This is a genomic window from Streptomyces sp. F001, assembly GCF_004187715.1.
Taxonomy (GTDB): Bacteria; Actinomycetota; Actinomycetes; order Streptomycetales; family Streptomycetaceae; genus Streptomyces; species Streptomyces flavusporus.
Genome location: NZ_QZWF01000012.1, coordinates 121,407 through 147,627, shown reverse-complemented (window position 1 = coordinate 147,627; position 26,221 = coordinate 121,407). Strand labels below are relative to the sequence as shown.

The window sequence follows — 26,221 nt, the reverse complement described above, 5'->3', positions numbered from 1 at the left end:
CCCATGGTGGCCCCGCCGGACAACGACGTGCTCTGGGCACGCGCCCTGCATTTCCAGCACCACGACGGCTCCCCTGCGCTGCAAGGCGTCTCGCTCGGCGTCCAGGAGGGCGAGATCCTCGCCGTCAGCGGCCCGCGCGGCAGCGGCAAGAGCACGCTTCTGGGCTGTCTGTCCGGACTGCTGCGGGCCGGGAGCGGCGAGGTGTGGTTCAACAGCATCCCTGTGCACAGGATGGGCCCCCTCGCCCGGGAACGGATGCGCCGCGACCGCTTCGGCTGGATCGACCCGGCCCCCGTCCTGGTCCCCGAGCTGAACGTCTGGGAGAACGCCGCGCTCCCCCTGATGCTGCGCGGCACCAGCCGCCGACGGGCCAAGAAGATCGCCCTGGAGTGGCTGGAGCGTCTCGATGTCGGCGACAGCGCCCGCAGGCGCCTGCACCAACTGCGTCAGGCCGAGCGGCAGCGGGTCTGCATCGCCCGTGCGCTGGCCCCCTCCCCGACGGTCCTGTTCGCCGACGAGCCCACCGCCCCGCTGCACCGCGCCGACCGCGGGCACGTGCTGCGTACGCTCACCACGGCGGCCCGCTCGCACGGCATCACCGTGGTCCTGGCCACCCATGACCCGGAGACCGCGGCGCTCGCCGACCGCACGGTCTCCCTGCTCGACGGGCGGCGCGTGAACACCGTGCACCTGCCGCCGGTCCCCGAGGCGGAAGGCCGGGCGGCGTGCTCGCTCTCCGTCTGACCCGCCGCGCCCACCCGGCCGTCCAGCTGCGCCGTCTCCTGGTGGCTGCGGCATCGGCCGGGACCGGTTTCCTCCTGCTGTGCACCCTCGGCCACGCGATGAGCCACCCGGACACGCCGGCCGCATCCGTCCTCCGTCTGGCCTGGTGTGCCGTGCCGGCGGCCGCCACGGTCCACTTCGCGGTGGCCGTCGCCCGCACCGATCCCTGCACCCGGCCGCGCGACGGCCTCTCGGCGATCGGCCTCGGCCCGGCCCGCCAGATGGCCTTCTCGGCCACGACGACGGCCCTGTCCACGGCCCTCGGCTCGATGCTGGCCCTGCTGTTCTTCCTCCACCTGCGCGGCGACCTCACGGGCATGCCCTTCGACGGAGCGGCGACCGAGTTCCTCGCCGCGGGCACCCCACTCCCCCTCCCCGCAACCCTGACCCTCCTCACCCTGGTCCCGGCAGCCGCGTCCCTGTCGGTCGCCCTGGTCCTACGCCCCAGAGAGCCGCGTCGCCCGTCCCGCCCACCCCGCCCAGCCCGCGCCACCGCGGGCAGTCGCGCCGATGGGGCGATGGGGTCCCCCCGCTCATGGGGTCCCCGCTCGAGCGAAGCCGAGAATGGGGGAGAAGCCGAGAGTGGGGAGGGTGGGCGCTGGGGTCCCCCCTCTGGAGGAGGCATCCCGCAAGCGCCGGCAGCGCGACCGACCCCTCAGCCGCACACTGGGCGCCTGATACCCCCGCCCCGACCGCACCCACCCCCACCCGCACCCCACCCCACCCCACCGCCACCCTCCCCTGGGGAATCGCCACCCTCGCCGCAGGCCTGGCCGCAGAGGCCTACGCCGCCCACACCAGCACCACCGGTCTCTCCATGCCCGGCAGCCCACCCAGCGGTCCCCTGGGCCTGCTCCTCGGCTGGGCCCTGGCCGCCCTGGGCCTGACCCTGGCCGGCCCAGGCCTCACCCACCTCTGCGGCCACCTCCTCCAGGCAGCCCGCCCCGGCGCCGTGCGCCTCCTCGCCGGCCGCGTCCTCATGGAGGAAGCCACCCGCCTCGGCCGTCCCGTCGGCGTCGTCTGCGCGGCCGGGTCCGCCGCGTACGCCGTGGCCACCCTGCAGGACCCGGACGGCCCGGCCTTCGGCCCGCTGACGACCCTCGGCGTCCTCCTCGTCGCGGGCTGCACGCTCGCCACCCTGCTCACCACCGCCGTCGAGGCCAAGCACGCCCGCGCCGACACCACCGCCGCCCTGCTGCGCCTCGGCGCCCCGGCCACGATGCTGCGCGGCGCCGCCGCCCTCCGCGCCGGCGCCCTCCTCGCGGTGTTCGGCCCGCTGGCCGTGTTCGTCGCCGAGCTAGCGGCCCGGCCACTGGCCCGCTGAAGCTCGTACGGAAAAAAATTCTCCGACCGCCGATGAGTTTCCGACGGCCCTCGGGTCTACCCCACCGAACGGCACAAGCCCGATGGGAGAGACCACACATGTACCAGCAGATGATCTTCGTGAACCTGCCCGTGAACGACCTCGACGCCTCGAAGAAGTTCTTCACGGAGCTCGGCTACACGCTCAACCCGCAGTTCAGCGACGAGAACGCGGCATCCGTCGTGATCAGCGACACGATCGTCGCGATGCTGCTCACCAAACCGTTCTACGCGACGTTCACGAAGAAGGAGATCGCGGACGCCACGAGGACCAGCGAGGTGCTGATCTGTCTGAGCGCCGAAAGCCGCGAGAAGGTCGACGAGTTGGTCGAGAAGGCGGTGGCGGCGGGCGGCACGGCGTCGGACCAGGTCCAGGACCACGGCTTCATGTACGGCCGCGCCTTCGACGACCTGGACGGCCACACCTGGGAGGTCATGTGGATGGACCCGGCGGCCGTCGAGGGCTGAGCCGCAGGCATGCCTAGCATGGGCGGGTGCAGCCGACACCACCCGCCCACGCGCCCCACACCGCCTCCCACGACCGCGAGATCGAGTCCCTCGCCGAGTTCGACGAGGTCGTCGCACAGGGGACCCTCGCCCACTTCCGGATCCAGGCCGTCGACCTGACGGACCGTACGGACACACTGCTGTCCGTCGATACCAAGGGCGCCGTCTTCCTCGGCTGTCCGATGGACGAGTCGGCGGCCACCCGGGTGCGCGCCGCCGGCGCCCTGGTCTTCCCGCCCGTCCCGGACCTCCCCTTCGACCCGTACCGCAGCTTCGTCTACACCCCCGACGAACTGTTCGACTCGCTCGACCAGGGCTACGAGGCCACGCCGGACGCCCTGTCGTACGCCTGGCTCCAGGAGACGAAGGCAGACGGCGACGTCTTCGCGTCCATGCTGCGCGCGGTCCACGACGACGCCGTCTCCGACGCGCTGGACGAACTCCTCGTCGGCGCCCGCGTGGTGGGCGTCATGGGCGGTCACGCGATGGCTCGCGGCACGGAGGCCTACGCGGGCGCGGCCCGCCTCGGGCGGGAGCTGGCCCGCGCGGGCTTCACCGTCGCGACCGGCGGCGGCCCCGGCGCGATGGAGGCGGCGAACCTCGGCGCGTACGCCGCTCCGTACGGCGACGAGATGCTCGTGGACGCCCTCCAACTCCTCGCCAAGGCACCGAAGTTCACCCCGTCGATCACCGACTGGGCACGCGCCGCCTTCGAGGTGCGCGGCCGCTGGCCGGACGGCGGCCCCTCCGTCGGCATCCCCACCTGGTTCTACGGCCACGAGCCGCCGAACCCGTTCGCCGCGCACATCGCCAAGTACTTCGCCAACGCGACCCGCGAGGACGGCCTGCTGGCCCGCTGCACCGCGGGCGTGGTCTTCCTGCCGGGCGCCGCCGGCACCGTGCAGGAGATATTCGACAACGCCACCCCCAACTACTACGAGTCCCGCGGCGAACCCACCCCCATGGTCCTGGTGAACCGCGCCCACTGGACGGAGAAGCTGCCGACATGGCCGCTGCTCCGGGCGCTCGCGCGGGAGCGTTCGATGGAGGCCCGGATCGCCCTGGTCGACGGAATCGAGGAGGCTCCGGCGGCGTTGAAACGTCTCGGCGGTTAATAAGCGGGCAAAGCCAATCGTCATGATGTGCAGACGGATTGACACTCCTTATGGAGCGCTTATAAACCTGTGAGTCTCCTGGGGGTGGTGAGCATCGGCAAACGCTGTCGCCTCATCTCCCCCTCAAACCCCCCGCATTACGCGCATCCCATGAAGGACAAACGTGTCCATAACTCGCCGTAACGCACGCCGTTCCGTGCGCATCCTCGGAGTCGTCTCCGCCTCTGCCGCGCTCGCGCTCGGCGCCGCGGGCAACGCGCTCGCCTGCCACATCAGTGAGTTCTCGGCCGCGGCCGAGTGCGACGGCACCAAGGGCGTCATCACGGTCACCGACAAGGACCCGGCCGGCACCCCGGCGACCGTCTCCGTCTACCTCGAGAACAACGGGGCCGACGAGCGGCTCGTCGGCAAGCAGGTGGTCAAGGGCTCCCGCGAAGGTGTCACGATCACCTTCGCCGAGGACTGGAAGCCGGGCGCGACGTACCGCATCCACGTCAAGGCCGGCAACCAGGTCGACGAGGACATCAAGCCGAACCTGGTCACGCCGGCCACCGCCTGCACGACCGAGGAGACCCCGAGCCCCACCCCGACCCCGTCCGAGGCGCCGTCGGAGTCGGCGACCCCGTCGGCCCCGGCCGAGTCCGACACCCCGACCCCGTCGGCCTCGGAGGACGGCAGCAGCGCGCCCGCGGACACCGCGAGCAACGCTCCGTCGCCCGCGGCCGGTGCCGGCGACTCCAACCTCGCCGAGACCGGCGCCGGCTCCAACACCGGTCTGATCGCCGGCATCGCGGCCGCCCTGGTCGCCGTCGGCGGCGGCGCGGTGTTCTTCGGCATGCGCCGCCGCGGGGCGAGCAGCGACCGCTGATCCTCCGCCCGGCCCGACCGGCTGTGGCCCGTCCCGTTCCCGGGGCGGGCCACAGCCGTCTCAGCCGAACGTCGCCCGCTCCAGCCAGAACTCCAGCAACTCCCGCTGCCCCAGGACCTCCACCTCGGGGCTGTCCAGCGGCAGCCGGCGGTAGAAGGCGAGCAGTACGGAGGTGAGCGGGCCGCGCAGCGCGACCGTCGCCTTCTCGTGTCCGCGCCGCCAGCCGAGCCCGTCCTCGGTGAGCTCGATCAACCACTCGGCGTTCAGCCGAGGCTCGGTGTCCGTAGCGTGCAGATGGATGCTCCGACCCGGGCCACGCAACTCCCGTGCCGAGTCGTGCGGAGCCGTCCGCTGGACGAACTCGACGATCTGCAGCCACTCGTCGATCGCGTCCACGGCCACGTCGGGCGCGACGTCGTACGGCAGTTTCGCGGCGAGTGTGGCGTCGGCACGGTGGACGGTGACCTCGTGGGTCATCCGACGGGCCCAGAAGCCGGCGTCGAGGATCCCGGCCCAACCCCACACCTCGGCGTCCGGCCCGGCCTCCCGCAGGGTGCCGACGAGCATGTCGCCGCTCTCGGCCAGCCAGGCGTCCAGCGCGGCCGCGTCCCCCTCGGTCTTCGGCCCTTCGCCACCCGGTACCTGATCCTCCGGGATGTCCTCCGCGGACCGGGTGCGCACCAGCAGCTCCACCCAGCGCAGGGAGCGGCCCACATGCCGTACGAGCTGCTCCAGGGACCAGTCGGGGCAGGTCGGCACGGTGGCGGACAGATCGGCTCCGGAGGTCACCACGGACCTCAGCAACCATATCTGGTGGGCGATTTCGTCGCAGTACCGGTCGTGTGCGAGGTGCGTCATGGGCGGCACCCTACGGTGCGGTCGATCACGGGAGCACGACGATTTCGGCCACGTCGAACTCGACCCCGACCGCGTCCCCCACCTCCGGCGCCTCCCGCAGCGCACACGCCGCCTCAAGCCGCGGGGCGCCCTCGGGCTGCAGATGTACGGCGACATGGGTGCCCTTGAACGTGCGCGCGGCCACCGTGCAGCGCAGCCCGGCATCGGCCGGCACGAGGCGCACACCGGCGGGCCGTACGAGGACCGTGCCCGCCCCCTGCGCCGCCTCCTCGGGCACCGGCAGCTTGCCCCACGGCGTGTCCGCGGCCTGTCCGCTCACCGTCGCCGCGACCACGTTGTCGAAGCCCAGGAAGCGGGCCACGAACTCGTCCGCCGGCCGCTGCCACACCTCGAGCGGCGTACCGGACTGCGCGATCCGCCCCTCCCGCATCACGACCACCCGGTCGGCGAGCGCGAAGGCCTCACCCTGGTCGTGCGTCACCGCGAGCACGGTCGTCCCCAACCGGCCGAACAGTTCCCGCAGTTCGACCACCAACCGTTCCCGCAGCGACCGGTCCAGCTGGCCGAGCGGCTCGTCCAGCATGAGCAGCCGTGGCCGCGGCGCCAGCGCCCGGGCCAACGCAACCCGCTGCTGCTCACCCCCGGACAGCGCGGCGACGGCCCGGCGCGCGGCACCCGGCAGCCCGACGAGCTCCAGCAACTCCCGTACGTGCTCGTCCTGTTGCCGCTTCGACGCCCCGTGCATCCGCAGCCCGAACGCCACGTTGCCGCCCACATCCCGTTGCGGGAACAGCTGATGGTCCTGGAACATCAGCCCCACGCCCCGTTTGTGAGCGGGCACGCCCGCCTGGTTCCGTCCGTCGAGCACCACCCGTCCGGCATGCAGCGGCTGCAGCCCGGCGACCGCCCGCAGCAGCGTCGACTTGCCACTGCCACTCGGCCCGAGCACGCACACCACCTCGTGCTCGGCGACGCCCAGGTCGACGCGGTCGAGCGCAGCCCGCCCGCCGAACCGTACGGTCGCACCCTCGAGGCTCAGCAGCATCAGAACTCCCCCGTCCGGTCGGTCCGCAACCGCTCCAGCACCAGCAGCGCCACCGCGCACACCACCATGAGAATCGTCGAAAGGGCCATCGCCTGCCCGTAGTTGAGCTCGCCGGGCCGCCCCAGCAGCCGTGCCACCGCGACCGGCAGCGTCGGGTTGTCCGGCCGCGCGATGAAGACCGTCGCGCCGAACTCCCCGAGCGACACCGCGAAGGCGAACCCGGCCGCGACCAGCAGCGCCCGCCGCACCATCGGCAGATCGACCTCGCGCCATGCCCGCCACGGCGACGCCCCGAGCACCGCCGCCGCCTCCCGCAGCCGCGCGTCCACGGCCCGCAGCACGGGCAGCATGGTCCGTACGACGAAGGGGACCCCGACCAGTGCCTGCGCGAGCGGCACCAGGATCCATGAACTGCGCAGATCCAGCGGCGGTTCGTCGAGGGCGATGAGGAACCCGAAGCCCACGGTCACGGCGGACACGCCCAGCGGCAGCATCAGCAGCGCGTCGAACCCGCGCACGAACCGCCCGGCATCCCTCCGGGTCAGCGCCACGGCCGCGAGGCCGCCGATCAGCACGGCGATGGCGGTGGCGACGACGGCGTAGGTGAGCGAATTGCCGATCGCATCGATCGGCGGGACGAGGAAGGTCCCGCCGTCCTCACTGGTCAGCGCCCGGTAGTAGGCGAAGTCGGGCGCGTCCAGCGACCGCTGCACCAGCACGGCCAGCGGCAGCAGAAGCAGCCCGGCGACACAGGCGAGGACACCGGCAAGGAGCGCCCACTGGCCCACCCCCTGCGGCCTGCGCGCGGTCACGGACGCGTCCACGAGGCGCAGGGCGGTCTCCCGTCGCCGTACGGTCCAGGCGTGCACGGCGAGGATGGCGCCCACCGCCAGGAACTGGATGATCGTGAGGACGGCGGCCGTCGACAGATCGAAGATCTCCGAGGTCTGCCGGTAGATCTCCACTTCCAGGGTCGAGAAGGTCGGCCCGCCCAGGATCTGCACCACACCGAAGGAGGTGAAGGTGAACAGGAAGACCATCAGCGCGGCGGCGGCCACGGCGGGCGCGAGGGCGGGCAGGGTCACGGTGCGCCAGGCGGAGAGCCGCGAGGCACCGAGCATCCGGGCGGCCTCCTCCTGCCGGGGGTCCAGTTGCGCCCAGAGCCCGCCGACCGTCCGTACGACGACGGCGTAGTTGAAGAAGACGTGCGCCAGCAGGATCGCCCACACGGTGGTGTCCAGCCGCACGCCCCACAGCTCGTCGAGCAGCCCGCCACGCCCGACCAGCGCGAGGAACGCCGACCCGACGACCACCGTGGGCAGCACGAACGGCACGGTCACCACTGCCCGCAGGAGGTGCTTGCCGGGGAAGTCGAAGCGGGCGAAGACATACGCACCGGGCAGCGCGACCAGCAGCGTCAGCGCGGTCGAAGCGAGCGCCTGCCAGGTGGTGAACCACAGCACATGGCGGATGTCCGACTGTGTGAGGACGTCCGCGATCCTGCCGAGCTGCCAGCCCCCGTCGGTCTTCAGCCCGCGGGCGACGATCGCAGCCACCGGGTAGGCGAAGAAGGCGGCGAAGAACGCGACGGGCAGTGCGATGAGCCCGAGGCGTGCCGCGCCGCCCTTCGTGACGCGCTTCCTGAGGGCTACTTCAGTACGAGCGAGGTCCACGACTTGACCCACTGGTCGCGGTTGGCGGCGATCTCGGCCGGGTCCATGGTCTGCGGATCCTCGGCCTGCGGCCCGTACTTCGTGAACTCCGGCGGCACCTGGGCCGCCTCGCGCACCGGGTAGACGAACATGTTGAGCGGCATGTCGTCCTGGAACTCCTTGGTGAGCAGGAAGTCGAGCAGCGCCTTGCCGCCCTCGGTGTTCCGCGCGTTGCTCAGCAGCCCCGCGTACTCGATCTGCCGGAAGCAGGTGCCGGTCGCGACCCCGGTCGGCGCGGTCTTCGGCTTCGGGTCGGCGAAGACGACCTCGGCGGGCGGGGAGGAGGCGTACGACACGACGAGCGGCCGGTCGCCGCCGGCCTTCCGGCCGCTCGAGGAACCCGAGAACTCCTCGTAGTACGCCTGCTCCCAGCCGTCGACGACCTTCACACCGTTGGCCTTGAGCTTCTTCCAGTAGTCCTGCCAGCCGGCGTCGCCGTACTTCGCGGCGGTACCGAGCAGGAAGCCGAGGCCGGGCGAGGAGGTGGCGGCGTTCTCGGTGACCAGGAGGTTCTTGTACGCGGGCTTGGTCAGGTCGTCGAAGGACTGCGGCGGGTCCAGCTTGTGTTCGGTGAAGTAGGCCTTGTCGTAGTTGACGCAGATGTCTCCGGTATCGACGGGCGTGACCCGGTGCTTGTCCTGGTCGACCCGGTACTCGGGCAGGACGAAGCCGGCGTCCTTCGCCTCGTACGGCTGGAAGAGGCCGTTGTCGAGGGCGCGGGACAGCAGCGTGTTGTCGACGCCGAAGAAGACGTCGCCCTGCGGGTTGTCCTTGGTCAGGATCGCCTTGTTGACGGCCTGCCCGGCGTCGCCGTCCTTGAGGACCTTCACCGTGTAGCCGGACTGCTTCTCGAAGTCCGCCAGCACGCTCTTGGACACGGCCCACGAGTCGTGGCTGACGAGGGTGACCGTCTTGGACTCCCCGGAGCCCCCGCTGCCGGACTCGGAGGACCCGCACGCGGACAGCGTGACGAGGCCCAGCCCGACGACCACGGCTGTGAACTTCCTGGTGTTGCTCACCGATTTCCTCCTGGCTGACCAGGAAGAGACGCGGCCCTGCCCGGGGACCTTCGGACGGCTCCCGGGCAGGGCGCAACAGCTTGAGTGACGACCGATCTCCCTACCCAGAATGACCTGGGCGAGGTTCAGAGGGTCTGCGGACTGTCCCGCACTCTCAGCGCTGTGGCGCTCCCCTGTCGGAATATGAAGATGTGTACGGCGTCAGACTACCGCTCGGTGGCCGCCAGCTGACCACAGGCCCCGTCGATCTCCTGACCTCGGGTGTCCCGGACGGTCACCGGCACGCCGTGCGCGGCGATGGCCTCGACGAACGCCTTCTCGTCCTCCGGCCGTGAGGCCGTCCACTTCGAGCCCGGCGTCGGGTTCAGCGGGATCAGATTCACGTGCACGGGCCTGCCCTTGAGCAGCCGGCCGAGCCGGTCACCGCGCCAGGCCTGGTCGTTGATGTCCCGGATCAGCGCGTACTCGATGGACAGCCGGCGCCCCGACTTGGCCGCGTACTCCCACCCGGCGTCGAGGACTTCCCGCACCTTCCATCGCGTGTTGACAGGGACGAGGGTGTCACGCAGCTCGTCGTCGGGCGCGTGCAGCGAGATGGCCAGCCGGCACTTGAAGCCCTCGTCGGCGAAGCGGTGGATCGCCGGCACCAGTCCGACGGTCGACACGGTGATCCCGCGCTGCGACAGCCCGAGCCCGTCCGGCTCGGGGTCGGTGAGGGCGCGGATCGCGCCGACGACGCGCTTGTAGTTGGCGAGAGGCTCGCCCATGCCCATGAAGACGATGTTCGACAGCCGCGCGGGACCGCCGGGAATCTCGCCGTCCCGCAGCGCCCGCATGCCGTCCACGATCTGGTGCACGATCTCGGCGGTGGACAGATTCCGGTCCAGCCCCGCCTGCCCGGTCGCACAGAACGGGCAGTTCATCCCGCAGCCGGCCTGCGAGCTGATGCACATGGTCACCCGGTCCGGGTACCGCATCAGCACCGACTCGACGAGCGTCCCGTCGAACAGCCGCCACAGCGTCTTGCGGGTGGTGTCGGCATCGGTCGACAGATGCCGTACGACCGTCATCAGCTCGGGCAGCAACGCCTCCCGCAGCTTCGTGCGGGACCCGGCCGGGATGTCGGTCCACTGCTCCGGGTCGTGCGCGTACCGCGCGAAGTAGTGCTGCGAGAGCTGCTTGGCGCGAAACGGCTTCTCGCCGATCTCGGTCACGGCTTCCCTGCGCTCGGCAGGCGTGAGATCGGCAAGGTGCCGCGGCGGCTTCTTGGCTCCGCGCGGGGCGACGAAAGTGAGTTCTCCGGGCTTAGGCATGGCTGTACCAGTGTCGCAGATCAATTGGGGAGGGCGATTTTCCCCAGACGCAGGGCGGCCTACAGGCTGTCGAAGAAGCGCGCGGCCGCCTCACGAGCGCGGAACCTGCGGCGGTGTGCCTTGCTGCAGTACCGCCGTCTGTGCCACCGGCGGCGCGGCTGCGGGACCGGCGTACCGCACCAACGGCACGGCCGCGTCCCGGACTCGGTGCTGTCACTCATGTCGGCAAGCTATGGACACCGCACACCCTCCCCGCGCGCCGGCGACCGCCCGCCATCAGGCGGGCCCCGCTGCAAGCAGCAGCCAGGTGGACGCGGTCGCCGGTCAGTGCCCCGAGCTTGTCAGCACCCGGGCGCGAGGAGCGTACCCGGGCGCCCGCGCGCGGGGCACCGGGTTTTGAACGGAAACGGCCCGCCACCCCAAGGGCAGCGGGCCTCCGCATGAGGGGACGACGGTCAGCCGGACCCCACGAACAGCACCAGCAACAGCCACACCACCGGAGCCGTCGGCAACAGCGAGTCCAGTCGGTCCATGATGCCGCCGTGGCCCGGCAGCAGCGTGCCCATGTCCTTGATGCCGAGGTCCCGCTTGATCATCGACTCGCCGAGGTCGCCCAGCGTGGCACTCGCCGCGACCGCGAGGCCGAGCAGCAGACCCTGCCACCACATGCCGTCGTCGATCAGGAACTGCATGCACAACGCACCCGCCACCATGGCGAAGCTGACCGCGCCGAGCAGCCCCTCACGGGTCTTGCCGGGGCTGATGCGCGGGGCGAGCTTGTGCCGGCCGAAGCGCCAGCCGACGGCGTACGCACCCGTGTCGCTGACGACCGTCAGCAGCAGGAACATGAAGACCCGGCGCGGACCGTCCTCGGCCGTCAGCATCATCGCGACGAACGTCGCGAGGAACGGCACGTAGAAGGCCGCGAAGACCCCCGCCGTGACGTCCTTGAGATACCCCTCCGGCGGTTCCGTCATCCGCCAGACCAGCACCGCGAGCGCGGTGAGCGCCATCGCCACCCAGGCGCCCTCGGCCCCGCGCACATACCCGGCGACGACCATCGCCGCGCCACCCACTGCGAGCGGCACGATCGGCGCCTTGATGCCCTTGCGCTCGTCGAGCCGTTTGGTCAGCTCCCACAGGCCCACCACGACGGCGACCGCGACGACCCCGACGAACACCGCCTTGACGATGAACAGAGACGCGACGATCACCGCGCCGAGTCCGACTCCGACCCCTATCGCGGCGCCCAGGTCGCGGCCCGCGCTCTTCTTCTGCGGTGCGGGCGCCGGCTGTGGGGCGTCGTGCATGGGCTCCGGATTCTGCGGCACCGCCGGATGGGGCTGCGCCGTCGGGCTCTCGTCGCGGAACAAGGGGCCACCCAGCCGAGCGGCCCCCCGGTCGTCGTCCTGGTCTCCGCCGTGGGCGGACACGTCGGGCACGATGGGCATGGGGCGAGTCTGCTGCGCGTTGTGCGCATCGTACGTGGGACCCGCCGGGGCGGCCCCCGGGACCGGCCCCCCGTCGGACGGCGCCCAGTACCCGGCGTGCGACGGCGCTCCCCAGGAAGAGTCGTTCATCAGACCTCGAGCAGCTCAGCTTCCTTGTGCTTGAGGAGCTCGTCCACCTGAGCGACGTACTTGTGCGTGGTGTCGTCGAGCTCCTTCTCCGCACGGCGGCCCTCGTCCTCGCCGATCTCGCCGTCCTTGATCAGCTTGTCGATGGCGTCCTTGGCCTTGCGGCGGACGGAGCGGATGGACACCTTGGCGTCCTCGCCCTTGCCCTTGGCGACCTTGATGTACTCGCGGCGGCGCTCCTCGGTGAGCTCGGGGAACACCACCCGGATGATGTTGCCGTCGTTGCTCGGGTTGACGCCGAGGTCGGAGTCGCGGATCGCCTGCTCGATATTGCGCAGCGCGCTCTTGTCGAACGGGGTCACGACCGCCATGCGCGGCTCCGGCACGGAGAACGAAGCCAGCTGGTTGATCGGCGTCGGCGCGCCGTAGTAGTCGGCCACGATCTTGTTGAACATCGCCGGGTGCGCACGGCCGGTGCGGATCGCGGCGAAGTCCTCCTTGGCGACCACGACGGCCTTCTCCATCTTCTCCTCGGCCTCGAGGAGGGTCTCTTCGATCACCACTTGCTCCTGCGTGTCTTGAGTAGGCCCGGCTGCGGTTCCTCGTCGGGGCCGGCGGCCGGCTGCGTCGCGTCTTCTTCCTGCACGGTTCCCGACCGGCAGGTCATTGTCCATCCCCTGGCCAGGGTCCGTTCCCTCCGTCCCTCGGACAGGTGTCCTCCCGCGGACGGAGGCACCGGTCAGTCCCGGCCGGCTTGGTCACCCACCAGCGTGCCGATCTTCTCACCCTTGACGGCGCGGGCGATATTGCCCTCCTTCAGAAGCTCGAAGACCACGATCGGAAGCTTGTTGTCGCGGCACAGCGTGATGGCGGTGGCATCGGCGACCTTCAGGTCCCGCGTGATGACCTCGCCGTAGCCGAGGGAGTCGAACTTGACGGCGTCCGGATTGGCCTTCGGGTCGGAGTCGTAGACCCCGTCCACACCGTTCTTGCCCATCAGCAGGGCCTCGGCGTCGATCTCCAGGGCACGCTGGGCGGCGGTGGTGTCGGTGGAGAAGTACGGCATGCCCATACCGGCGCCGAAGATGACCACACGGCCCTTCTCCAGATGCCGTACGGCACGCAGCGGGATGTACGGCTCGGCGACCTGCCCCATGGTGATGGCGGTCTGCACCCGGCACTGGATGCCCTCCTTCTCCAGGAAGTCCTGGAGGGCGAGGCAGTTCATCACGGTGCCGAGCATGCCCATGTAGTCGGAGCGGGCCCGGTCCATGCCGCGCTGCTGGAGTTCGGCGCCGCGGAAGAAGTTGCCGCCGCCGATGACGACCGCGATCTGCGCGCCGTCGCGTACGACGGCCGCGATCTCGCGGGCGATGGCGTGCACCACGTCCGGGTCGACGCCCAGGCCCCCGCCGCCTGAGAAGGCCTCTCCGGACAGCTTCAGCAGAAACCGGCCGCGTACTTTGCCGTCGTCGCTCTTCTCGACGCTGGTGGTCATGGGGATCTCCTCGTGGTGCACATACGAAGAAGGCCATTGCCGGTGGTGGGTTTGCATCCCATACGCGGCAATGGCCTCCTCGTCAGATCTGCTGTCGTCCGCCACGCGCGCGGGCGGGGCTGCCTGCGCGAGCGACACGGACGACTGCACCCGACCCTATCGGGATCGGGTACCCGTCGCTGTACGGACTCAGATGCCGACCTTGATGCGCGTGAAGCGCTTCAGGGTGACACCGGCCTCGTCCAGGACCTTCTGGACCGACTTCTTGTTGTCGAGCGCGTACGGCTGGCCGAGCAGCGTGGCGTCCTTGAAGAAGCCGTTCAGGCGACCCTCGACGATCTTGCCGATCGCGGCCTCGGGCTTGCCCTCGGCGCGGGTGGTCTCCTCGGCGATACGGCGCTCGGTCTCGACGACCTCGGCCGGGACGTCCTCCTTGGAGAGGTACTTCGGCGCGAAGGCGGCGATGTGCTGGGCGATGCCCTTGGCGACCTCGGCGTTCGGCTTGTCGAACTCGACGAGGACACCGATCTGCGGCGGCAGGTCGGGCATCGTGCGGTGCATGTACACGGTCACGAAGCCGTCGGAGAACTGCGCGAAGCGGTCCAGGACGATCTTCTCACCGAGGTTGGCGTTGGCCTCGTCCACGAACGCCTGGACAGTCTTGCCGGGCTCGATCTCAGAGGCGAGCAGGGCCTCCAGGTCGGCCGGGGAGGTCTTGGCGACGTGCTCGGCGATGGCCTGGGCCACGGCCTGGAACTTCTCGCCCTTGGCGACGAAGTCCGTCTCGCACTTCAGCTCGACGAGAACGCCGGAGGAGTTGTCGTCGGCGATGATGGAGACCACGGCGCCGTTCTCGGCGGAGCGGCCCTCGCGCTTGGCGACGCCCTTCTGGCCCTTGATGCGCAGCGCCTCGACGGCCTTCTCGACGTTGCCCTCGGCCTCGTCCAGCGCCTTCTTGCAGTCCATCATGCCGGCGCCGGTGAGCTCACGGAGCTTCTTGACGTCGGCGGCGGTGTAGTTCGCCATGAGTCTGTGAATCTTTCTCGAAGTCTGGAAGATCGAAGATCTGCGGGGTTCTGCGATCCGCATGCATCTGCAGATCTACGACACTCCGCTGACCTACGGGTGAACGGCGGGAGCGGTCTTCATGCACCGCTCCCGCCGTCAACGCTGACGGGACGGTCAGGCCTGCTCGCCCTCGGCGGCCGGCGCCTCGGCAGCCGGCGCCTCCGTGGCGGGAGCCTCCGTGGCGGGAGCCTCGGCGGCAGCCTCCGCGGCCGGAGCCTCCTCGGCCTTCTTCTCACCCTCGAGCAGGTCGCGCTCCCACTCGGCGAGCGGCTCGCCCGCGGCCTTCTCGCCCTTGCCCTCCGTCGCCACGCCGGAGCGGGCGATGAGGCCCTCGGCGACGGCGTCGGCGATCACACGGGTGAGCAGGGTGACGGAGCGGATCGCGTCGTCGTTGCCCGGGATCTTGTAGTCGACCTCGTCGGGGTCACAGTTGGTGTCGAGGATGGCGACGACCGGGATGTTGAGCTTCCGGGCCTCGCCGACCGCGATGTGCTCCTTCTTGGTGTCCACGATCCAGACGGCGCTGGGCACCTTCTGCATCTCGCGGATACCGCCGAGGGTCTTCTCCAGCTTGGCCTTCTCGCGCGAGAGCACGAGAAGCTCCTTCTTGGTCAGACCAGAAGCGGCGACGTCCTCGAAGTCGATCTGCTCAAGCTCCTTGAGGCGCTGCAGACGCTTGTAGACGGTGGAGAAGTTGGTGAGCATGCCGCCCAGCCAGCGCTGGTTGACGTAGGGCATGCCGACGCGGGTGGCCTGCTCGGCGATGGCCTCCTGCGCCTGCTTCTTCGTGCCGACGAACATGACCGTGCCGCCGTGGGCGACGGTCTCCTTGACGAACTCGTAGGCGCGGTCGATGTACGACAGCGACTGGAGCAGGTCGATGATGTAGATGCCGTTGCGCTCGGTGAAGATGAAGCGCTTCATCTTCGGGTTCCAGCGACGGGTCTGGTGACCGAAGTGGACGCCGCTTTCCAGCAGCTCCCGCATCGTGACGACGGCCATGGCCGTTCTCCTTGTGTTTCTCGGTTGTGCCGCGGATGCCGGACGGCTCCCGCGCCTGACGCCCACATGCGCCTTGCCACAAAGGGACCGAGGGGCGCTGATCCGGACCGTTGCCGGCCCTGGTATCGGGGCGTGCGAAGTCGACCCGGTGGCCCGGGTCGCCATCAGAAGTGTACGGGACCCAGGAGGTCCCGGGTGACGCCGCTGTCCACAACCCGGGAGTAATCCACAGGTTTCGGCCGTGATCGGCGGGGGTCCGGCACGGTTCTCGCATGCGAGCGATGCGATGTGCACGAGGTGTACGAGCGACGTGGGCGATGCTGCTGGGGCTGACGCTGACCGTCCTGGCCACCGCGGCCCGGGCGGACGCCCCGCCACCGACCGCGCCGCCGAGGGCGGACGCGCCGGTACCGGTGATCGGCCGTACGTGGCCGGTGGGGTTACGCCCCTCCGTGCTGCGCGGCTGGGACCCCCCTGCCACGCCGTACGGCCGGGGCCACCGGGGCGTGGACCTGGCGGCCCCGCCCGGAACACCGGTACGGGCAGTGGCGGCGGGCCGGGTGTCGTTCGCGGGGCGGGTGGCCGGAAAGGGGGTTGTGTCGGTGGAACTGACCGGTACCGGCGCCCCGCCCTTGCGGACGACCTATGAACCCGTACGCGCGTCGGTCCGCCAGGGGGCCGAGGTACAGGCGGGCGAGGTGCTCGGCACGATCGAACCGACGGGCTCCCACTGCACGGTCACGTGCATGCACTGGGGCTTGCTGAAGGAGGCCACGTACCTTGACCCACTGTCGTTGCTACCACCCTCGCTCCTGCACCGTGGACCGTCCCGCCTCCTCCCGGTACTCGGGGTACCGCCACCACCGGCGTAGACGTAGCTGCGCCCAGTCGTGCCGCTGGGGCGGCACGACTGGGCGCAGCGGCACCCGGCCAACGCCGGCGAGTGCCCGCACCGACCCGCACCGACCCACGGTCAGCCGCGAACGCCTCTCAGCACCATCCCCACCGCAGCCTCCGCAATCACCCCCGGCTCCTCCGCCGCCCCCAGCTCGATCCGCCGCACAGCCGCGTCCACAACCCCCTGCAGCAGCATTGCCGCCAACCGCGGCTCCGCATGCCCCATCTCCCCCAGCGCCTCGACGATCATCGAGACCAGCCCCCCGTGCGCCGCCCGGATCTTCTCCCGCGCCCCGGCATCCAGCTCACTGGCCGAAATCGCCACCACAGCCCGATGCCGCCGGTCCCCGACGAGCTCCAGCTGCTTGCGCACATACGCCTCGACCTTGGCCTCCGGCCCGTGCGCCCGCTCCATCGCCGCCGACACTTCCGCCGCCCAGACCGGGAAGTCGACCTCACACAGCTCCTCGACCACGGCAGCCCGTGACCGGAAGTACTCGTACACGGACGACCGCGCAAGACCCGTCCGCTCGGCCAGGGCCGGGAAGGTCAGCGCCTCCGTCCCGCCCTCGGACAGCAGGGAACGAGCCGCATCCAGCAGGGCGGCTCGCTGCATCGACCGGTGCTCGGCCACAGAGGCCGCTCGAATCCTTGGCACGTCCACCACTTTACGGACGCGGCACCCGGGGCGGGAGTGAATCGCGTCGCCCCGTCGGCGTTCGACCAGGTCAACGCCCGAAGCCTGCCAGTTTCGCACGCAGCTGGAGCACGGACTTGGTGTGGATCTGACTGACCCGGCTCTCGGTCACCCCGAGCACATTGCCGATCTCGGCGAGCGTGAGCCCCTCGTAGTAGTACAGCGTGACCACGGTCTTCTCCCGCTCGGGCAGCGTGTTGATCGCCCGCGCCAGGAACCGCCGCAGCTCCCGGTCCTCGGCCACCTCCACCGGATTGTCCGCGGCGGTGTCCTCCAGCGTGTCCATGACGCTCAGCCCGTCCCCGCCGTCACCCCCGACGTGCAGCAGCTCCTCCAACGCCACCACGTTGGCCAGTGACAACTGACTGAATACCGCGTGCAGTTCGTCGACCGCCATGCCCAGCTCGGCGGCCACCTCGCTCTCCGTCGGCGTCCGCCGCAGCCGTGCCTCCAGCGTCGCGTAGGCCCGCTCCACATTGCGCGCCTTCTGCCGCACGGACCGCGGGATCCAGTCCAGCGCCCGCAGCTCGTCGATCATCGCGCCGCGGATCCGCGTGATCGCGTACGTCTCGAACTTGATCTCCCGGTCGATGTCGAACTTCTCGATCGCGTCGATCAGCCCGAACACCCCGGACGACACGAAGTCCGCCTGCTCGACGTTGGGCGGCAGCCCCACGCTCACCCGTCCGGCCACGTACTTCACGAGCGGCGAGTAGTGCAGGATCAGCTGCTCCCGCAACCGCTCGTCCCCCGTCGCCTTGTACGACCGCCACAACTCGTCGAGCGTCGAGGGAGCGGGCGGCCGCACGCTGCCACCGTCGCGGGCGGCTGGGGGGATCGCCGCCCGGTCGGACCCGGAGGTGTGCTGGGGCATTCGTCGCCTTGTGCCGTTCTGCCGTTAAGGGTGGTGCCTGGGGGAGCTGTCGGTCTGATGTCGAGTTGCCGGACTGTGTCTGGATCCTTGTGAGCGTAGCGTGACTGAAGAGTCGCGGTGTGCGAAGGACGGGGCCGGACCCATGCGCAGATACGTTCCGCCGGGTGCCCCGTAGGGCCATGGCGGTCGCTCTCCGTGACCGCCAGGACCCGTCAACTGCGGGATTTCCCAAGGGCGTCGAGTTTTCCCTCGGACGGCCGAACACGCACGGTCAGCACGGGCTCCGACCGCCTTGAACGGAGATCATGGCCTGGCGTGTCAACTTCCAGCCGTCGCCGTGTCGTTCGACGTAACCAAGTGCTCTGAGTTCGTACAGTCTCGCGATCGCGTCATCCTCCGTCGTCGGCGTGCCGCGTGCGATCTCCTCGGCCGTGGCGGCTCCGCGGGCGGGCAGGGCGGCCAGGACGCGCCGGGCGCCTGGCGCCAGCAGATCCCGCGGCAGCACCGGCCCTCGGCGGTCCGGGGCCAGCTCCCCCATGTCTCCGACGAGTTCCACCACCTCCGCCGCGTCGGTGACCAGCGTCGCGTCTCCGCGCAGCAGTTCGTGCACGCCTGCCGACAATCCGCTGGTGGTCGGCCCGGGCACCCCCATCGTGTGCCGCCCCAGCCGTTGCGCCGCCCGCGCCGTGACGAGTGAGCCACTGCGGTAGGCGGCCTCGACGACGACGGTTCCCCGGGTGAGTGCGGCGATCACTCTGTTCCTGACGATGAACCGGCTCGGCGTCGGATGATCACCGGGCGGCAACTCGCCGACCACCAGACCCTGTTCCGCGATCCTGGTGATCAACTGGGTGTGGCCGCGCGGATAGGGCCGGTCGACCCCGCAGGCGAGGACGGCGACGGTGGCACCACCGGCGCCGAGGGCAGCGCGGTGAGCGGCGCCGTCCACGCCGTAGGCCCCGCCGGACACCACCACCCAACCGCGCTCCGCGAGGCCGGCCGCGAGGGTGACGGCCATGTGCGCGCCGTACTCGGTGCAGGCCCGGGCACCCACGACGGCGACGGATCTCAGCGCCCACATCCGCAGACTGGGCCGGCCCCTGACCCACAGCCCGAGCGGCCTCGCCTCCCCCAGGTCGTCCAGCTGCCCCGGCCACTCCGCGTCCCCCGGGCACACAAACCGCACGCCGGCGTCCCGCGCGACGCCGAGATCGCGCTCCGGCTGGGCCTGCCTGGCCCGCGCCAGCAGCCCGGCCCACCGCTTCTCACTCACCCCTGGCAAGGGCCTTCCGCCCTCCCGCAAACGCCGTACCACCTGCCCCACCCCGAACTCCCGCACCCACCGCCCGGCAACCTCGTCACCGGGCTCGATGACGCGGGTGAGGAAGACACGGGAGAGCAGCTCGTCGTCCGGATCGCCGCCGCTCATGTCAGCGCCCCGATGGCCATCGGCACACCGCGCGGCACTCCCGTACGCAGTTGCAGCGCCAGGGCGACGTCCGTCGCGCCGGGCCGGTCGTGTCCCACGAGGTCGGCGACGCTCCAGGCGACCCGCAGCACCCGGTCGATACCGCGTGCCGTCAGCGCGCCCCGCTCCAGATTGCGTTCCGCCTCGTCCATCGCGCCGGTCGCGGCGTGCCAGCGGCTGCGCAGCTCCCGGCCGGGCACCTCGCTGTTCGTCCGCCAGGGCGTACCGGCGAAGCGTGCTGCGGCCCGCTCCCGCGCCGCCCGGACACGGTCGGCGACCGTCGCCGTGGACTCGCCCCGCACACCGCGGTCGGCGAGCTGGGCGCGGGTGACGCGGTTCACCTCCACTCTGAGGTCGACCCGGTCGAGGAGTGGTCCCGAGAGCCGGGCCTGGTAGCGGCGGATCGCCGAGGGCGGGCACTCGCACAGACTGTCGGTCTGCGAGAAGCGGCCGCAGGGGCACGGGTTCGCGGCGAGCACCATCAGGAACCTCGCCGGGAACCGCACCACCCCCGCACTGCGGGCGATCACGACATGCCCCGACTCCAGGGGTTGTCGCAGGGCGTCGAGTGCATGGCTGCTGAACTCCGGCGCCTCGTCGAGAAAGAGCACCCCTCGATGGGACAGCGACACCGCGCCTGGGCGGGCCATCCCCGGGCCGCCGCCGACCAGCGCCTGCATGGTGGCCGAGTGGTGCGGGGCGCAGTAGGGAGCGGTGTCGATCATGGGTTTGCCCGGGGGCAGCAGGCCCGCCACGGAGTGCACCGCCGTCACCTCCAGCGCCTCCTCGCGGCCGAGCCTGGGCAGGACGGCCGGCAGCCGCTCCGCGAGCATCGTCTTCCCGGCACCGGGCGGTCCCGACAGGAGGAGATGATGTCCGCCGGCCGCGGCGACCTCCACGGCGGTCCGGGCCGAGGTCTGTCCGACGACGTCGGCGAGGTCGTGGTCCTGGTCGTGCTGCGCGGCGCCGGAGCTGTGCATGCCCGTTGCCGCGCCGGTGCCGGGAACCCGCAGGCCGGCGAGCAGTGGGTCGGGACGTCCCGGTTCAGCCGGTTCCTCGTCGGGGACGGGCTCGTCCGCCAGTACGGCGATCAGCTGGCGCAGACTGCGCACGCCCAGCACAGACACGCCGGGCACCAGGGAGGCCTCGGCTGCCGCGCACTCCGGCACGACCACCTGCTCATAGCCCGCGTCCGCCGCAGCGAGCACGGCCGGCAGGGTGCCCCGCACCGGCCGCACCCGTCCGTCCAGGCCCAGCTCGCCGATCATCACGATGTCGGCGAGCACCCGCGGATCGATCCGCTCGCAGGCGCCCAGCACCGCGCAGGCGACGGCCAGGTCGAAACCACTGCCCGCCTTCGGGACCGACGCCGGACTGAGCCCGACTGTGAGCTTCTTCTGCGGCCACTCGCCCCCGGAGTTGACGACCGCCGCCCGCACCCGGTCCCGGCTCTCCGTCAGGCTCTTGTCCGGCAATCCCACCAGCGTGAACGCGGCGACACCCGGTTCGAGGTCGGCCTGGACCTCGACGACCACGCCCTCGACCCCGACGAGGGCGACGGAGCACGTACGTGCGAAGCCCATCTCAGGCCACCCCCCGGGCGTGCTCGACCACGGCCGCGCCCCGGTCGGGCAGGACAACGCCGACGAGGTCGATGCGGACGCCGCCGGGCGGCGCTCCCCCGTGTTCCTGCAGCCAGCGTTCCGCCAGGCCCCGCAGGCGCGCCGTCTTGGCCGGCGTGATCGCCGCCATCGGATGCTGGAAAGGACCCGCCCTGCGGGTCTTCACCTCGCAGACGACCAGGACATCACCGTCCCGCGCCACGATGTCGATCTCTCCGGTCCTGCCGCAGCGCCAGTTGCGCTCCAGGACCGTCATACCGGCCGTGGCCAGCCTCCGAGCGGCCAGCTCCTCTCCGTACCTGCCCAGTGCGCTGCGTGCCAGATGCGTGTTCATGTCGGCACCACCTCCGGCGCCAACCGTCACGCATCCTCCGCCAAGAAGTGGATCTTGGTGGGTTACTCAGCAGTTGTGGACAACGTCGTCACCCACGCGAGTGACAGCGACCACCGATCACCCGCTCGGGAGCTCCAGATCGCTCTTGTTCAGCTCCTCGATGTTCACATCCTTGAATGTGAGGACCCGGACCTGCTTCACGAACCGGGCCGGCCGATACATGTCCCACACCCAGGCGTCCGCCATCGACACCTCGAAGAACACTTCGCCCTGGACCGAATGCACCTGCATCTCGTAGTCGTTGGTCAGGTAGAAACGCCGCTCGGTCTCGATCACGTATTTGAACAGACCGACGACATCGCGGTACTCCCGGTAGAGCTTGAGCTCCATCTCGGTCTCGTACTTCTCGAGGTCCTCGGCGCTCATGGCATGTTCCCCTTCAGCCGTGCGATCCCACCATTGTGCGCCAGTCCCGTGAGCCCCTAGACGATTTCCGTGTCGAGGATCTCGGGCCTGGCAGGGGGACCTTCGTCGAGCAGTCTGCGCAGCAGCTCGGCGAGTCTGGTCGGATACACCGTCTCATGCGCACGGGTCAGTTCCTGCAACGTCCACCACCGCGCACCCACGACACTGCGTCGCTCCAGCTCGGTGAGGCCCAGGGCCTCGGTCGCCGTCTGGTTCGTCCGGGCCAGGTAGTACCACTCGTCCTGGTCCCAGCGTCGGCCCGCGAACGGGAACGAGCACATCCGCCGCCACAGCACCGGGCCCAGCTCGACCGCCGTGATTCCGGTCTCCTCCGCGAGTTCCCGCACAGCGGCCTCCTCGCGGGTCTCGTCGCCCTCCAGGCCGCCGCCAGGCGTGAACCACCAGTCGTCGGCGGGATCGTCCGGCTCGTGGCCGTGCAGCAGCAGGATGCGGTCCTGGGGGTCGAGCAGCACGACCCGGGCCACCTTGCGCACCTCGTTTTCACACGCGGCGCGCCCCTTCGGCTCGCTCGCGGTGCCGCCCAGACCCTCGGAGGAACCTGCTCCGGCGTCCGTCGCCTCAGCGGGCACCGGCAGGCTCCGTCCGCGGGCGGCTACGGCCCGCCACGCGCTTGGCGAGCGGACCGTACGCGGCGCCCCCGAGCACCAGCACGGCTCCGACGACGATCATGGCGCCCATCGTACGGAGCGGGCCGGGCGTGGACAGGTCGCCGAGCGCCTCGAAACCGGTGGGGCGTTCGAGCATGCCGTCCATGGGCCAGACGACGGCGTCCACCCGCGCGGACACGGCGTCGCGCGACACGGTGCCGCCGGCGGCGTCCGTGAGGTGGGCGGTGGAGTCCAGGGAGCCGTGCCGCTCGTCACCGAGCAGGAACAGTCGCCCCTCGGGCACGGTCACGGTCGGGAAGTTCGCGACTTCGGCGGCCTGCCCCTCGGGCAGATACGGTTCCTCGATCTCCTTGCCGTCGACGGTCAGCTTCCCGTCCCGGCAACAGGAGACGGTGTCCCCGCCGACCGCGACCACGCGCTTGACCATCGGCGCGTTGCCCCAGGTGACGTCCTTGAAGACAACGACGTCACCGCGGCGCACGTCCGCGCTGTCGACCCGCTCGGCCAGCACGCGGTCGCCCACTCCGATCGTCGGTGCCATGGAGCTGGTGGGCACGGTGTACGGGCGGTAGACCACCGCTCCCCAGCCGAATCCGCCGAGGAACAGCACAAGGCCCAGCGCGACTGCCAGCCCGGACAACCGCTGTCCGATCCGGCCGCCCGCCGGGCCACTGCTCGCCCCGCCGCGCTGCGGGGCCGTACGTGTCGCGCTCTCGCCACCCATGGACCCGCACCCTACCCGGCGGTACCGGACCGGGGCAGCCCTTCGGTTCTCCGACCGAGGTCAGAGTTCCGGAGGGCTCACCAGGGCCGGTCAGCGCGTCTGTGCGACGGTGAGCCGGCGGCGGCGCCACAGGACCACCGGCACGACCCCGGCGAACGCCAGGGCGTTCGGGGCGGCGGTCAGGGCCGCGGACGCGGAGGACTGGTCGCCCAGACTGGGCTGGTCGAAGGTGTCCGGGACCGGGAGCGTACCCCAGCGGTTGATCGGCCACGCCTTGACGATGGCACGTCCGACGACCTTGTCGACCGGGACCATGCCCTTGTTGGCGTCGCCCTGGTTGTAGCGCGAGTCCCGGGAGTTCTGCCGGTGGTCGCCCATGACCCAGATGAAGCCCTCGGGCACCTTCACCTTGAACTGCCCGCCCTGGTCGTCATTGCTGCACGGCGTGTTGCCGGGGTACACGTACGACGCCTCGTTCAGCGCCTTGCCGTTGACCTTGAGCGGGCCGGTCCCCTGGCACTCCACCGTGTCGCCGCCGACTCCGACGACCCGCTTGATGAGGTCCTTCTCCTCCGCGGACGGCATCAGGCCGATCCAGCTGAGCACCGTCTGCAGGGCGTTCGGATTCGCCGTCGGCTCGCCGGCCAGCCAGTTGTCCGGGTCGTGGAAGACGACGACCTCGCCGCGCTCCGGCTCGGATCCGAACCAGGGGGTGAGCTTGTCGACGAGAACGCGGTCCCCCTGCTGGAGGGTGTTCTGCATCGAGTCGGAGGGGATCGAGAACGCCTGCACCAGGAACGTCTTGATCAGCAGCGCCAGCACCAGCGCGATACCGATCAGGATCGGCAGCTCCTTCCAGAAGGAGCGCTGCTTCTTCGGCTGCTTGAGGGCCGGGCCGACCGGCCCCCCGTCCCCGGCCCGGTCCTGCTCGTCCGTCACCCTGCCGTCCTCAGCCGCTGTTGTGTCACTCCCTGCAGGAGGGACGTTGCCCGGGGCCGTGGGGGCTGCCTCCACGGGCTGTCCGCGGTGCTCCTCGCCGTCGTGCCCGGACCGTGCGCCAACCGCCACATCCCCCACGCCAACTCCTTACTCTGTGCCGCCGCCTGCCCCATGCACGGCGCAGGCCCACCACTCCCATAACGAGCGGGAGTTCCGCAGGGCTCGGGAGCTGGATCGTTCCGTTCGGATCGTCGGAGGCAACCCTATGCGACGGTTGGGGAGCAGCGGTCGACCCGGAGGCCGAGTCGGACACGGAAGCGTAGGTTTTCGGTTCCTCCAGGGTGGTCCAGTGGCCGAGCGGCCAGGCGATGACGACGGCGCGTCCCACCACCTCGTCCTCGGAGACGGTACCGCCGTAGTCAGTGTCCTGGTGGGAACGGGAGTCCGCGGAGTTGGACCGGTGGTCGCCCATCACCCACAGCCGGCCTTCCGGCACGGTGATGTCGAACGGGGTCGCGGACGGTTCGTTGCCGGGAAAGAGATAGTCCTCGACCAGGGGGACGCCGTTGACCGTGACCCGCCCTTGCGCGTCACAGCACTTGACGCGGTCGCCGCCGACTCCGACGACCCGCTTGATGAGGTCCTTCTCGTTGTCGGAGGGCAGCAGGCCGATGAAGGTGAGGCCTTCCTTCACCTGCTTGACGACGACCGGGTCTTCCTTCTTCTGGGTGGGCTGCTCGTCCTGGAGCCAGCCACCGGGGTCCTTGAAGACGACGACGTCACCGCGCTGCGGTTGGGAGCCGAACCAGGGGGTGAGCTTGTCGACCAGGACGCGGTCACCGATCTGGATCGTCTGCTCCATGGAGCCGGACGGGATCACGAAGGCCTGCACGAGGAAGGTCTTCAGCACGAGGGCTATGAGGACGGCCACCCCGACCAGGAGCGGGACCTCTTTTATCGCGGAGCGGCGCCGACGACGCTTGACCTTGCGCTGGAGCTTGCGCCGCTCGGCGCGGGTGCGGCCGCCGGACGATCCGGCGGCCCGCCGGGTGCCGGTGGGCAGCAGGTTGTCGGCGGCGCTGCTGGGGACGCCGCGCGGTTTGCCGCGGTTACCCATGGGCACCGTCCGCCGCGGGCACGCGCGCGTAGGCGCCCGATCGGTGCAGGCGGGTGAGGTGGCCGACGGGCCAGACGATCCAGTCGGCCCGGCCGATCACGTCACCGACGGGCACCATGCCGCCGCCCGGTGAGCCCAGATGGTCGCGGGAGTCGCTGGAGGCGCTGCGGTGGTCGCCGAGGACGAACAGGGTGCCGTCGGGCACGACGACGTCGAAGGCCACCGTGGACGCGCTGTCGCCGGGGTACAGGAACGTCGACTCGTCGACGGACCGGCCGTTCACCTGGAGCCTCCCCTCCTTGTCACAGCAGACCACGCGGTCTCCCCCTACACCCACGACGCGTTTGATGTAGTCGGCGTTCCCGAAGTGTCCGGTGCCGTCGAACACGACCACGTCACCGCGCCGCGGTTCGGCACCGAAACGGTACGCCAACTTATTTACGAGAACGCGGTCGCCGATCCTCAATCCGCGTTCCATGGATCCGCTGGGGATCTGGAACGGCTGCATCACAAAGGTGCTGAGCAGCAGCAGAAACAACAGGCAGATCAGCAAGGTCAGGGTGATCCGCCCGCCGGGGAGCCAGTCGGCGATCCGCGACACCAACGCGAAACGCGACCGTTCCTCCGGCCCCTCTGTGTCCGAGATCTCCTGGGATCCGGAAGGGCGGGAGGAGCGGTCGCGCTCCGTCGGCTGGGCTTCGGTGTTCATCGGGGCCAGATGCTATCCG

26 protein-coding genes, 1 pseudogene and 1 riboswitch are annotated in these 26,221 nt (G+C 70.6%); of the genes and pseudogenes, 6 read left to right on the top strand and 21 right to left on the bottom strand.

Annotated features, from left to right (window positions below):
• The first annotated feature begins 3 nt into the window (after positions 1-3).
• The 5 genes and pseudogenes from StrepF001_RS31775 to StrepF001_RS31755 all read left to right on the top strand — a co-directional run bounded on the left by StrepF001_RS31775 (position 4) and on the right by StrepF001_RS31755 (position 4,635).
• The gene (locus tag StrepF001_RS31775; protein ID WP_129801617.1) at positions 4-744 is read left to right on the top strand and encodes an ATP-binding cassette domain-containing protein; all 741 of its coding nucleotides are present in this window, start codon (positions 4-6) and stop codon (positions 742-744) included.
• Positions 726-2,107, top strand: a pseudogene (locus StrepF001_RS31770) (hypothetical protein). The gene StrepF001_RS31775 and the pseudogene StrepF001_RS31770 overlap by 19 nt, the downstream one beginning before the upstream one ends.
• A gap of 98 nt (positions 2,108-2,205) precedes the next feature.
• A complete protein-coding gene (locus StrepF001_RS31765) occupies positions 2,206-2,613 on the top strand; it encodes a VOC family protein (RefSeq protein WP_129801616.1) in 408 nt (135 codons plus the stop codon).
• 26 nt (positions 2,614-2,639) lie between these two features.
• A complete protein-coding gene (locus StrepF001_RS31760; protein ID WP_129801615.1) occupies positions 2,640-3,767 on the top strand; it encodes an LOG family protein in 1,128 nt (375 codons plus the stop codon).
• A gap of 196 nt (positions 3,768-3,963) precedes the next feature.
• The gene (locus StrepF001_RS31755) at positions 3,964-4,635 is read left to right on the top strand and encodes an LAETG motif-containing sortase-dependent surface protein (protein ID WP_240797768.1); all 672 of its coding nucleotides are present in this window, start codon (positions 3,964-3,966) and stop codon (positions 4,633-4,635) included.
• A 60-nt stretch (positions 4,636-4,695) separates the two neighbouring features.
• Here StrepF001_RS31755 and StrepF001_RS31750 read toward each other — a convergent pair whose 3' ends face one another.
• The 10 genes from StrepF001_RS31750 to rpsB all read right to left on the bottom strand — a co-directional run bounded on the left by StrepF001_RS31750 (position 4,696) and on the right by rpsB (position 15,727).
• A complete protein-coding gene (locus StrepF001_RS31750; RefSeq protein ID WP_129801613.1) occupies positions 4,696-5,493 on the bottom strand; it encodes a maleylpyruvate isomerase family mycothiol-dependent enzyme in 798 nt (265 codons plus the stop codon).
• A 25-nt stretch (positions 5,494-5,518) separates the two neighbouring features.
• Positions 5,519-6,538 (bottom strand): ABC transporter ATP-binding protein, encoded by a 1,020-nt coding sequence (locus StrepF001_RS31745; protein ID WP_129801612.1) that lies wholly within the window; start codon positions 6,536-6,538, stop codon positions 5,519-5,521.
• Positions 6,538-8,211, bottom strand: a complete 1,674-nt coding sequence (locus tag StrepF001_RS31740) for an iron ABC transporter permease (RefSeq protein WP_346656971.1) — start codon at positions 8,209-8,211, stop codon at positions 6,538-6,540. The genes StrepF001_RS31745 and StrepF001_RS31740 overlap by 1 nt, the downstream gene beginning before the upstream one ends.
• The gene (locus tag StrepF001_RS31735) at positions 8,187-9,269 is read right to left on the bottom strand and encodes a thiamine ABC transporter substrate-binding protein (RefSeq protein ID WP_129801611.1); all 1,083 of its coding nucleotides are present in this window, start codon (positions 9,267-9,269) and stop codon (positions 8,187-8,189) included. The genes StrepF001_RS31740 and StrepF001_RS31735 overlap by 25 nt, the downstream gene beginning before the upstream one ends.
• 79 nt (positions 9,270-9,348) lie before the next feature.
• Positions 9,349-9,454, bottom strand: a riboswitch (TPP riboswitch).
• A 21-nt stretch (positions 9,455-9,475) separates the two neighbouring features.
• The gene (rlmN, locus tag StrepF001_RS31730; RefSeq protein ID WP_129801610.1) at positions 9,476-10,582 is read right to left on the bottom strand and encodes a 23S rRNA (adenine(2503)-C(2))-methyltransferase RlmN; all 1,107 of its coding nucleotides are present in this window, start codon (positions 10,580-10,582) and stop codon (positions 9,476-9,478) included.
• Between the two features lie 455 nt (positions 10,583-11,037).
• Positions 11,038-12,162, bottom strand: a complete 1,125-nt coding sequence (locus tag StrepF001_RS31725) for a phosphatidate cytidylyltransferase (protein WP_129801609.1) — start codon at positions 12,160-12,162, stop codon at positions 11,038-11,040.
• The gene (gene frr, locus StrepF001_RS31720) at positions 12,162-12,719 is read right to left on the bottom strand and encodes a ribosome recycling factor (protein WP_055623354.1); all 558 of its coding nucleotides are present in this window, start codon (positions 12,717-12,719) and stop codon (positions 12,162-12,164) included. Before frr ends, StrepF001_RS31725 begins: the two co-directional genes overlap by 1 nt.
• Before the next feature lie 179 nt (positions 12,720-12,898).
• Positions 12,899-13,657, bottom strand: a complete 759-nt coding sequence (gene pyrH, locus StrepF001_RS31715; protein WP_129801608.1) for a UMP kinase — start codon at positions 13,655-13,657, stop codon at positions 12,899-12,901.
• Positions 13,658-13,846: 189 nt separating this feature from the next.
• On the bottom strand, positions 13,847-14,683 hold the full coding sequence (gene tsf, locus StrepF001_RS31710) for a translation elongation factor Ts (RefSeq protein WP_129801607.1): 837 nt from the start codon (positions 14,681-14,683) through the stop codon (positions 13,847-13,849).
• A gap of 156 nt (positions 14,684-14,839) precedes the next feature.
• Positions 14,840-15,727 carry a 30S ribosomal protein S2 gene (gene rpsB, locus StrepF001_RS31705; protein ID WP_129801606.1) on the bottom strand — a complete coding sequence of 296 codons (888 nt, stop codon included), beginning with the start codon at positions 15,725-15,727 and terminating at the stop codon, positions 14,840-14,842.
• Positions 15,728-16,008: 281 nt separating this feature from the next.
• On the opposite strand from rpsB, the gene StrepF001_RS31700 reads away from it, so the two are divergent.
• Positions 16,009-16,599: a M23 family metallopeptidase gene (locus tag StrepF001_RS31700; RefSeq protein ID WP_240797767.1), complete on the top strand. Its 591-nt coding sequence runs from the start codon at positions 16,009-16,011 to the stop codon at positions 16,597-16,599.
• Positions 16,600-16,700: 101 nt separating this feature from the next.
• Here StrepF001_RS31700 and StrepF001_RS31695 read toward each other — a convergent pair whose 3' ends face one another.
• From StrepF001_RS31695 to lepB (StrepF001_RS31645), 11 genes are all read right to left on the bottom strand, one after another.
• Positions 16,701-17,258, bottom strand: coding sequence for a TetR/AcrR family transcriptional regulator (locus StrepF001_RS31695; RefSeq protein ID WP_129801653.1), 558 nt, complete (start codon positions 17,256-17,258; stop codon positions 16,701-16,703).
• Between the two features lie 94 nt (positions 17,259-17,352).
• Positions 17,353-18,195 carry an RNA polymerase sigma factor WhiG gene (gene whiG / locus StrepF001_RS31690; RefSeq protein ID WP_129801604.1) on the bottom strand — a complete coding sequence of 281 codons (843 nt, stop codon included), beginning with the start codon at positions 18,193-18,195 and terminating at the stop codon, positions 17,353-17,355.
• A 271-nt stretch (positions 18,196-18,466) separates the two neighbouring features.
• Positions 18,467-19,624, bottom strand: a complete 1,158-nt coding sequence (gene dprA / locus StrepF001_RS31685; protein WP_129801603.1) for a DNA-processing protein DprA — start codon at positions 19,622-19,624, stop codon at positions 18,467-18,469.
• The gene (locus StrepF001_RS31680) at positions 19,621-21,246 is read right to left on the bottom strand and encodes a YifB family Mg chelatase-like AAA ATPase (protein WP_129801602.1); all 1,626 of its coding nucleotides are present in this window, start codon (positions 21,244-21,246) and stop codon (positions 19,621-19,623) included. Before StrepF001_RS31680 ends, dprA begins: the two co-directional genes overlap by 4 nt.
• Position 21,247: 1 nt before the next feature.
• The gene (locus StrepF001_RS31675; RefSeq protein ID WP_129801601.1) at positions 21,248-21,649 is read right to left on the bottom strand and encodes a YraN family protein; all 402 of its coding nucleotides are present in this window, start codon (positions 21,647-21,649) and stop codon (positions 21,248-21,250) included.
• 87 nt (positions 21,650-21,736) lie between these two features.
• Positions 21,737-22,045 (bottom strand): DUF2469 domain-containing protein, encoded by a 309-nt coding sequence (locus StrepF001_RS31670; RefSeq protein WP_003993268.1) that lies wholly within the window; start codon positions 22,043-22,045, stop codon positions 21,737-21,739.
• Between the two features lie 56 nt (positions 22,046-22,101).
• Positions 22,102-22,629: an NUDIX hydrolase gene (locus tag StrepF001_RS31665; protein WP_129801652.1), complete on the bottom strand. Its 528-nt coding sequence runs from the start codon at positions 22,627-22,629 to the stop codon at positions 22,102-22,104.
• A 34-nt stretch (positions 22,630-22,663) separates the two neighbouring features.
• On the bottom strand, positions 22,664-23,437 hold the full coding sequence (lepB, locus tag StrepF001_RS31660; protein WP_129801600.1) for a signal peptidase I: 774 nt from the start codon (positions 23,435-23,437) through the stop codon (positions 22,664-22,666).
• Between the two features lie 90 nt (positions 23,438-23,527).
• Positions 23,528-24,514 carry a signal peptidase I gene (gene lepB, locus StrepF001_RS31655; RefSeq protein ID WP_129801599.1) on the bottom strand — a complete coding sequence of 329 codons (987 nt, stop codon included), beginning with the start codon at positions 24,512-24,514 and terminating at the stop codon, positions 23,528-23,530.
• Positions 24,402-25,493, bottom strand: coding sequence for a signal peptidase I (gene lepB, locus StrepF001_RS31650; RefSeq protein ID WP_129801598.1), 1,092 nt, complete (start codon positions 25,491-25,493; stop codon positions 24,402-24,404). The genes lepB (StrepF001_RS31655) and lepB (StrepF001_RS31650) overlap by 113 nt, the downstream gene beginning before the upstream one ends.
• Positions 25,486-26,202, bottom strand: coding sequence for a signal peptidase I (lepB, locus tag StrepF001_RS31645; protein WP_129801597.1), 717 nt, complete (start codon positions 26,200-26,202; stop codon positions 25,486-25,488). The genes lepB (StrepF001_RS31650) and lepB (StrepF001_RS31645) overlap by 8 nt, the downstream gene beginning before the upstream one ends.
• Between the last annotated feature and the right edge of the window lie 19 nt (positions 26,203-26,221).

Bases quoted from the DNA above. Each gene is read 5' to 3' on its own strand.
- StrepF001_RS31775 (WP_129801617.1), top strand. From the start codon at position 4: ATGGTGGCCCCGCCGGACAACGACGTGCTCTGGGCACGCGCCCTGCAT.
- StrepF001_RS31765 (WP_129801616.1), top strand. From the start codon at position 2,206: ATGTACCAGCAGATGATCTTCGTGAACCTGCCCGTGAACGACCTCGAC.
- StrepF001_RS31750 (WP_129801613.1), bottom strand. From the start codon at position 5,493: ATGACGCACCTCGCACACGACCGGTACTGCGACGAAATCGCCCACCAG.
- StrepF001_RS31745 (WP_129801612.1), bottom strand. From the start codon at position 6,538: ATGCTGCTGAGCCTCGAGGGTGCGACCGTACGGTTCGGCGGGCGGGCT.
- rlmN (WP_129801610.1), bottom strand. From the start codon at position 10,582: ATGCCTAAGCCCGGAGAACTCACTTTCGTCGCCCCGCGCGGAGCCAAG.
- StrepF001_RS31725 (WP_129801609.1), bottom strand. From the start codon at position 12,162: ATGAACGACTCTTCCTGGGGAGCGCCGTCGCACGCCGGGTACTGGGCG.
- pyrH (WP_129801608.1), bottom strand. From the start codon at position 13,657: ATGACCACCAGCGTCGAGAAGAGCGACGACGGCAAAGTACGCGGCCGG.
- tsf (WP_129801607.1), bottom strand. From the start codon at position 14,683: ATGGCGAACTACACCGCCGCCGACGTCAAGAAGCTCCGTGAGCTCACC.
- rpsB (WP_129801606.1), bottom strand. From the start codon at position 15,727: ATGGCCGTCGTCACGATGCGGGAGCTGCTGGAAAGCGGCGTCCACTTC.
- StrepF001_RS31700 (WP_240797767.1), top strand. From the start codon at position 16,009: ATGCGATGTGCACGAGGTGTACGAGCGACGTGGGCGATGCTGCTGGGG.
- whiG (WP_129801604.1), bottom strand. From the start codon at position 18,195: ATGCCCCAGCACACCTCCGGGTCCGACCGGGCGGCGATCCCCCCAGCC.
- dprA (WP_129801603.1), bottom strand. From the start codon at position 19,624: ATGAGCGGCGGCGATCCGGACGACGAGCTGCTCTCCCGTGTCTTCCTC.
- StrepF001_RS31680 (WP_129801602.1), bottom strand. From the start codon at position 21,246: ATGGGCTTCGCACGTACGTGCTCCGTCGCCCTCGTCGGGGTCGAGGGC.
- StrepF001_RS31670 (WP_003993268.1), bottom strand. From the start codon at position 22,045: ATGAGCGCCGAGGACCTCGAGAAGTACGAGACCGAGATGGAGCTCAAG.
- lepB (WP_129801600.1), bottom strand. From the start codon at position 23,437: ATGGGTGGCGAGAGCGCGACACGTACGGCCCCGCAGCGCGGCGGGGCG.
- lepB (WP_129801598.1), bottom strand. From the start codon at position 25,493: ATGGGTAACCGCGGCAAACCGCGCGGCGTCCCCAGCAGCGCCGCCGAC.
- lepB (WP_129801597.1), bottom strand. From the start codon at position 26,202: ATGAACACCGAAGCCCAGCCGACGGAGCGCGACCGCTCCTCCCGCCCT.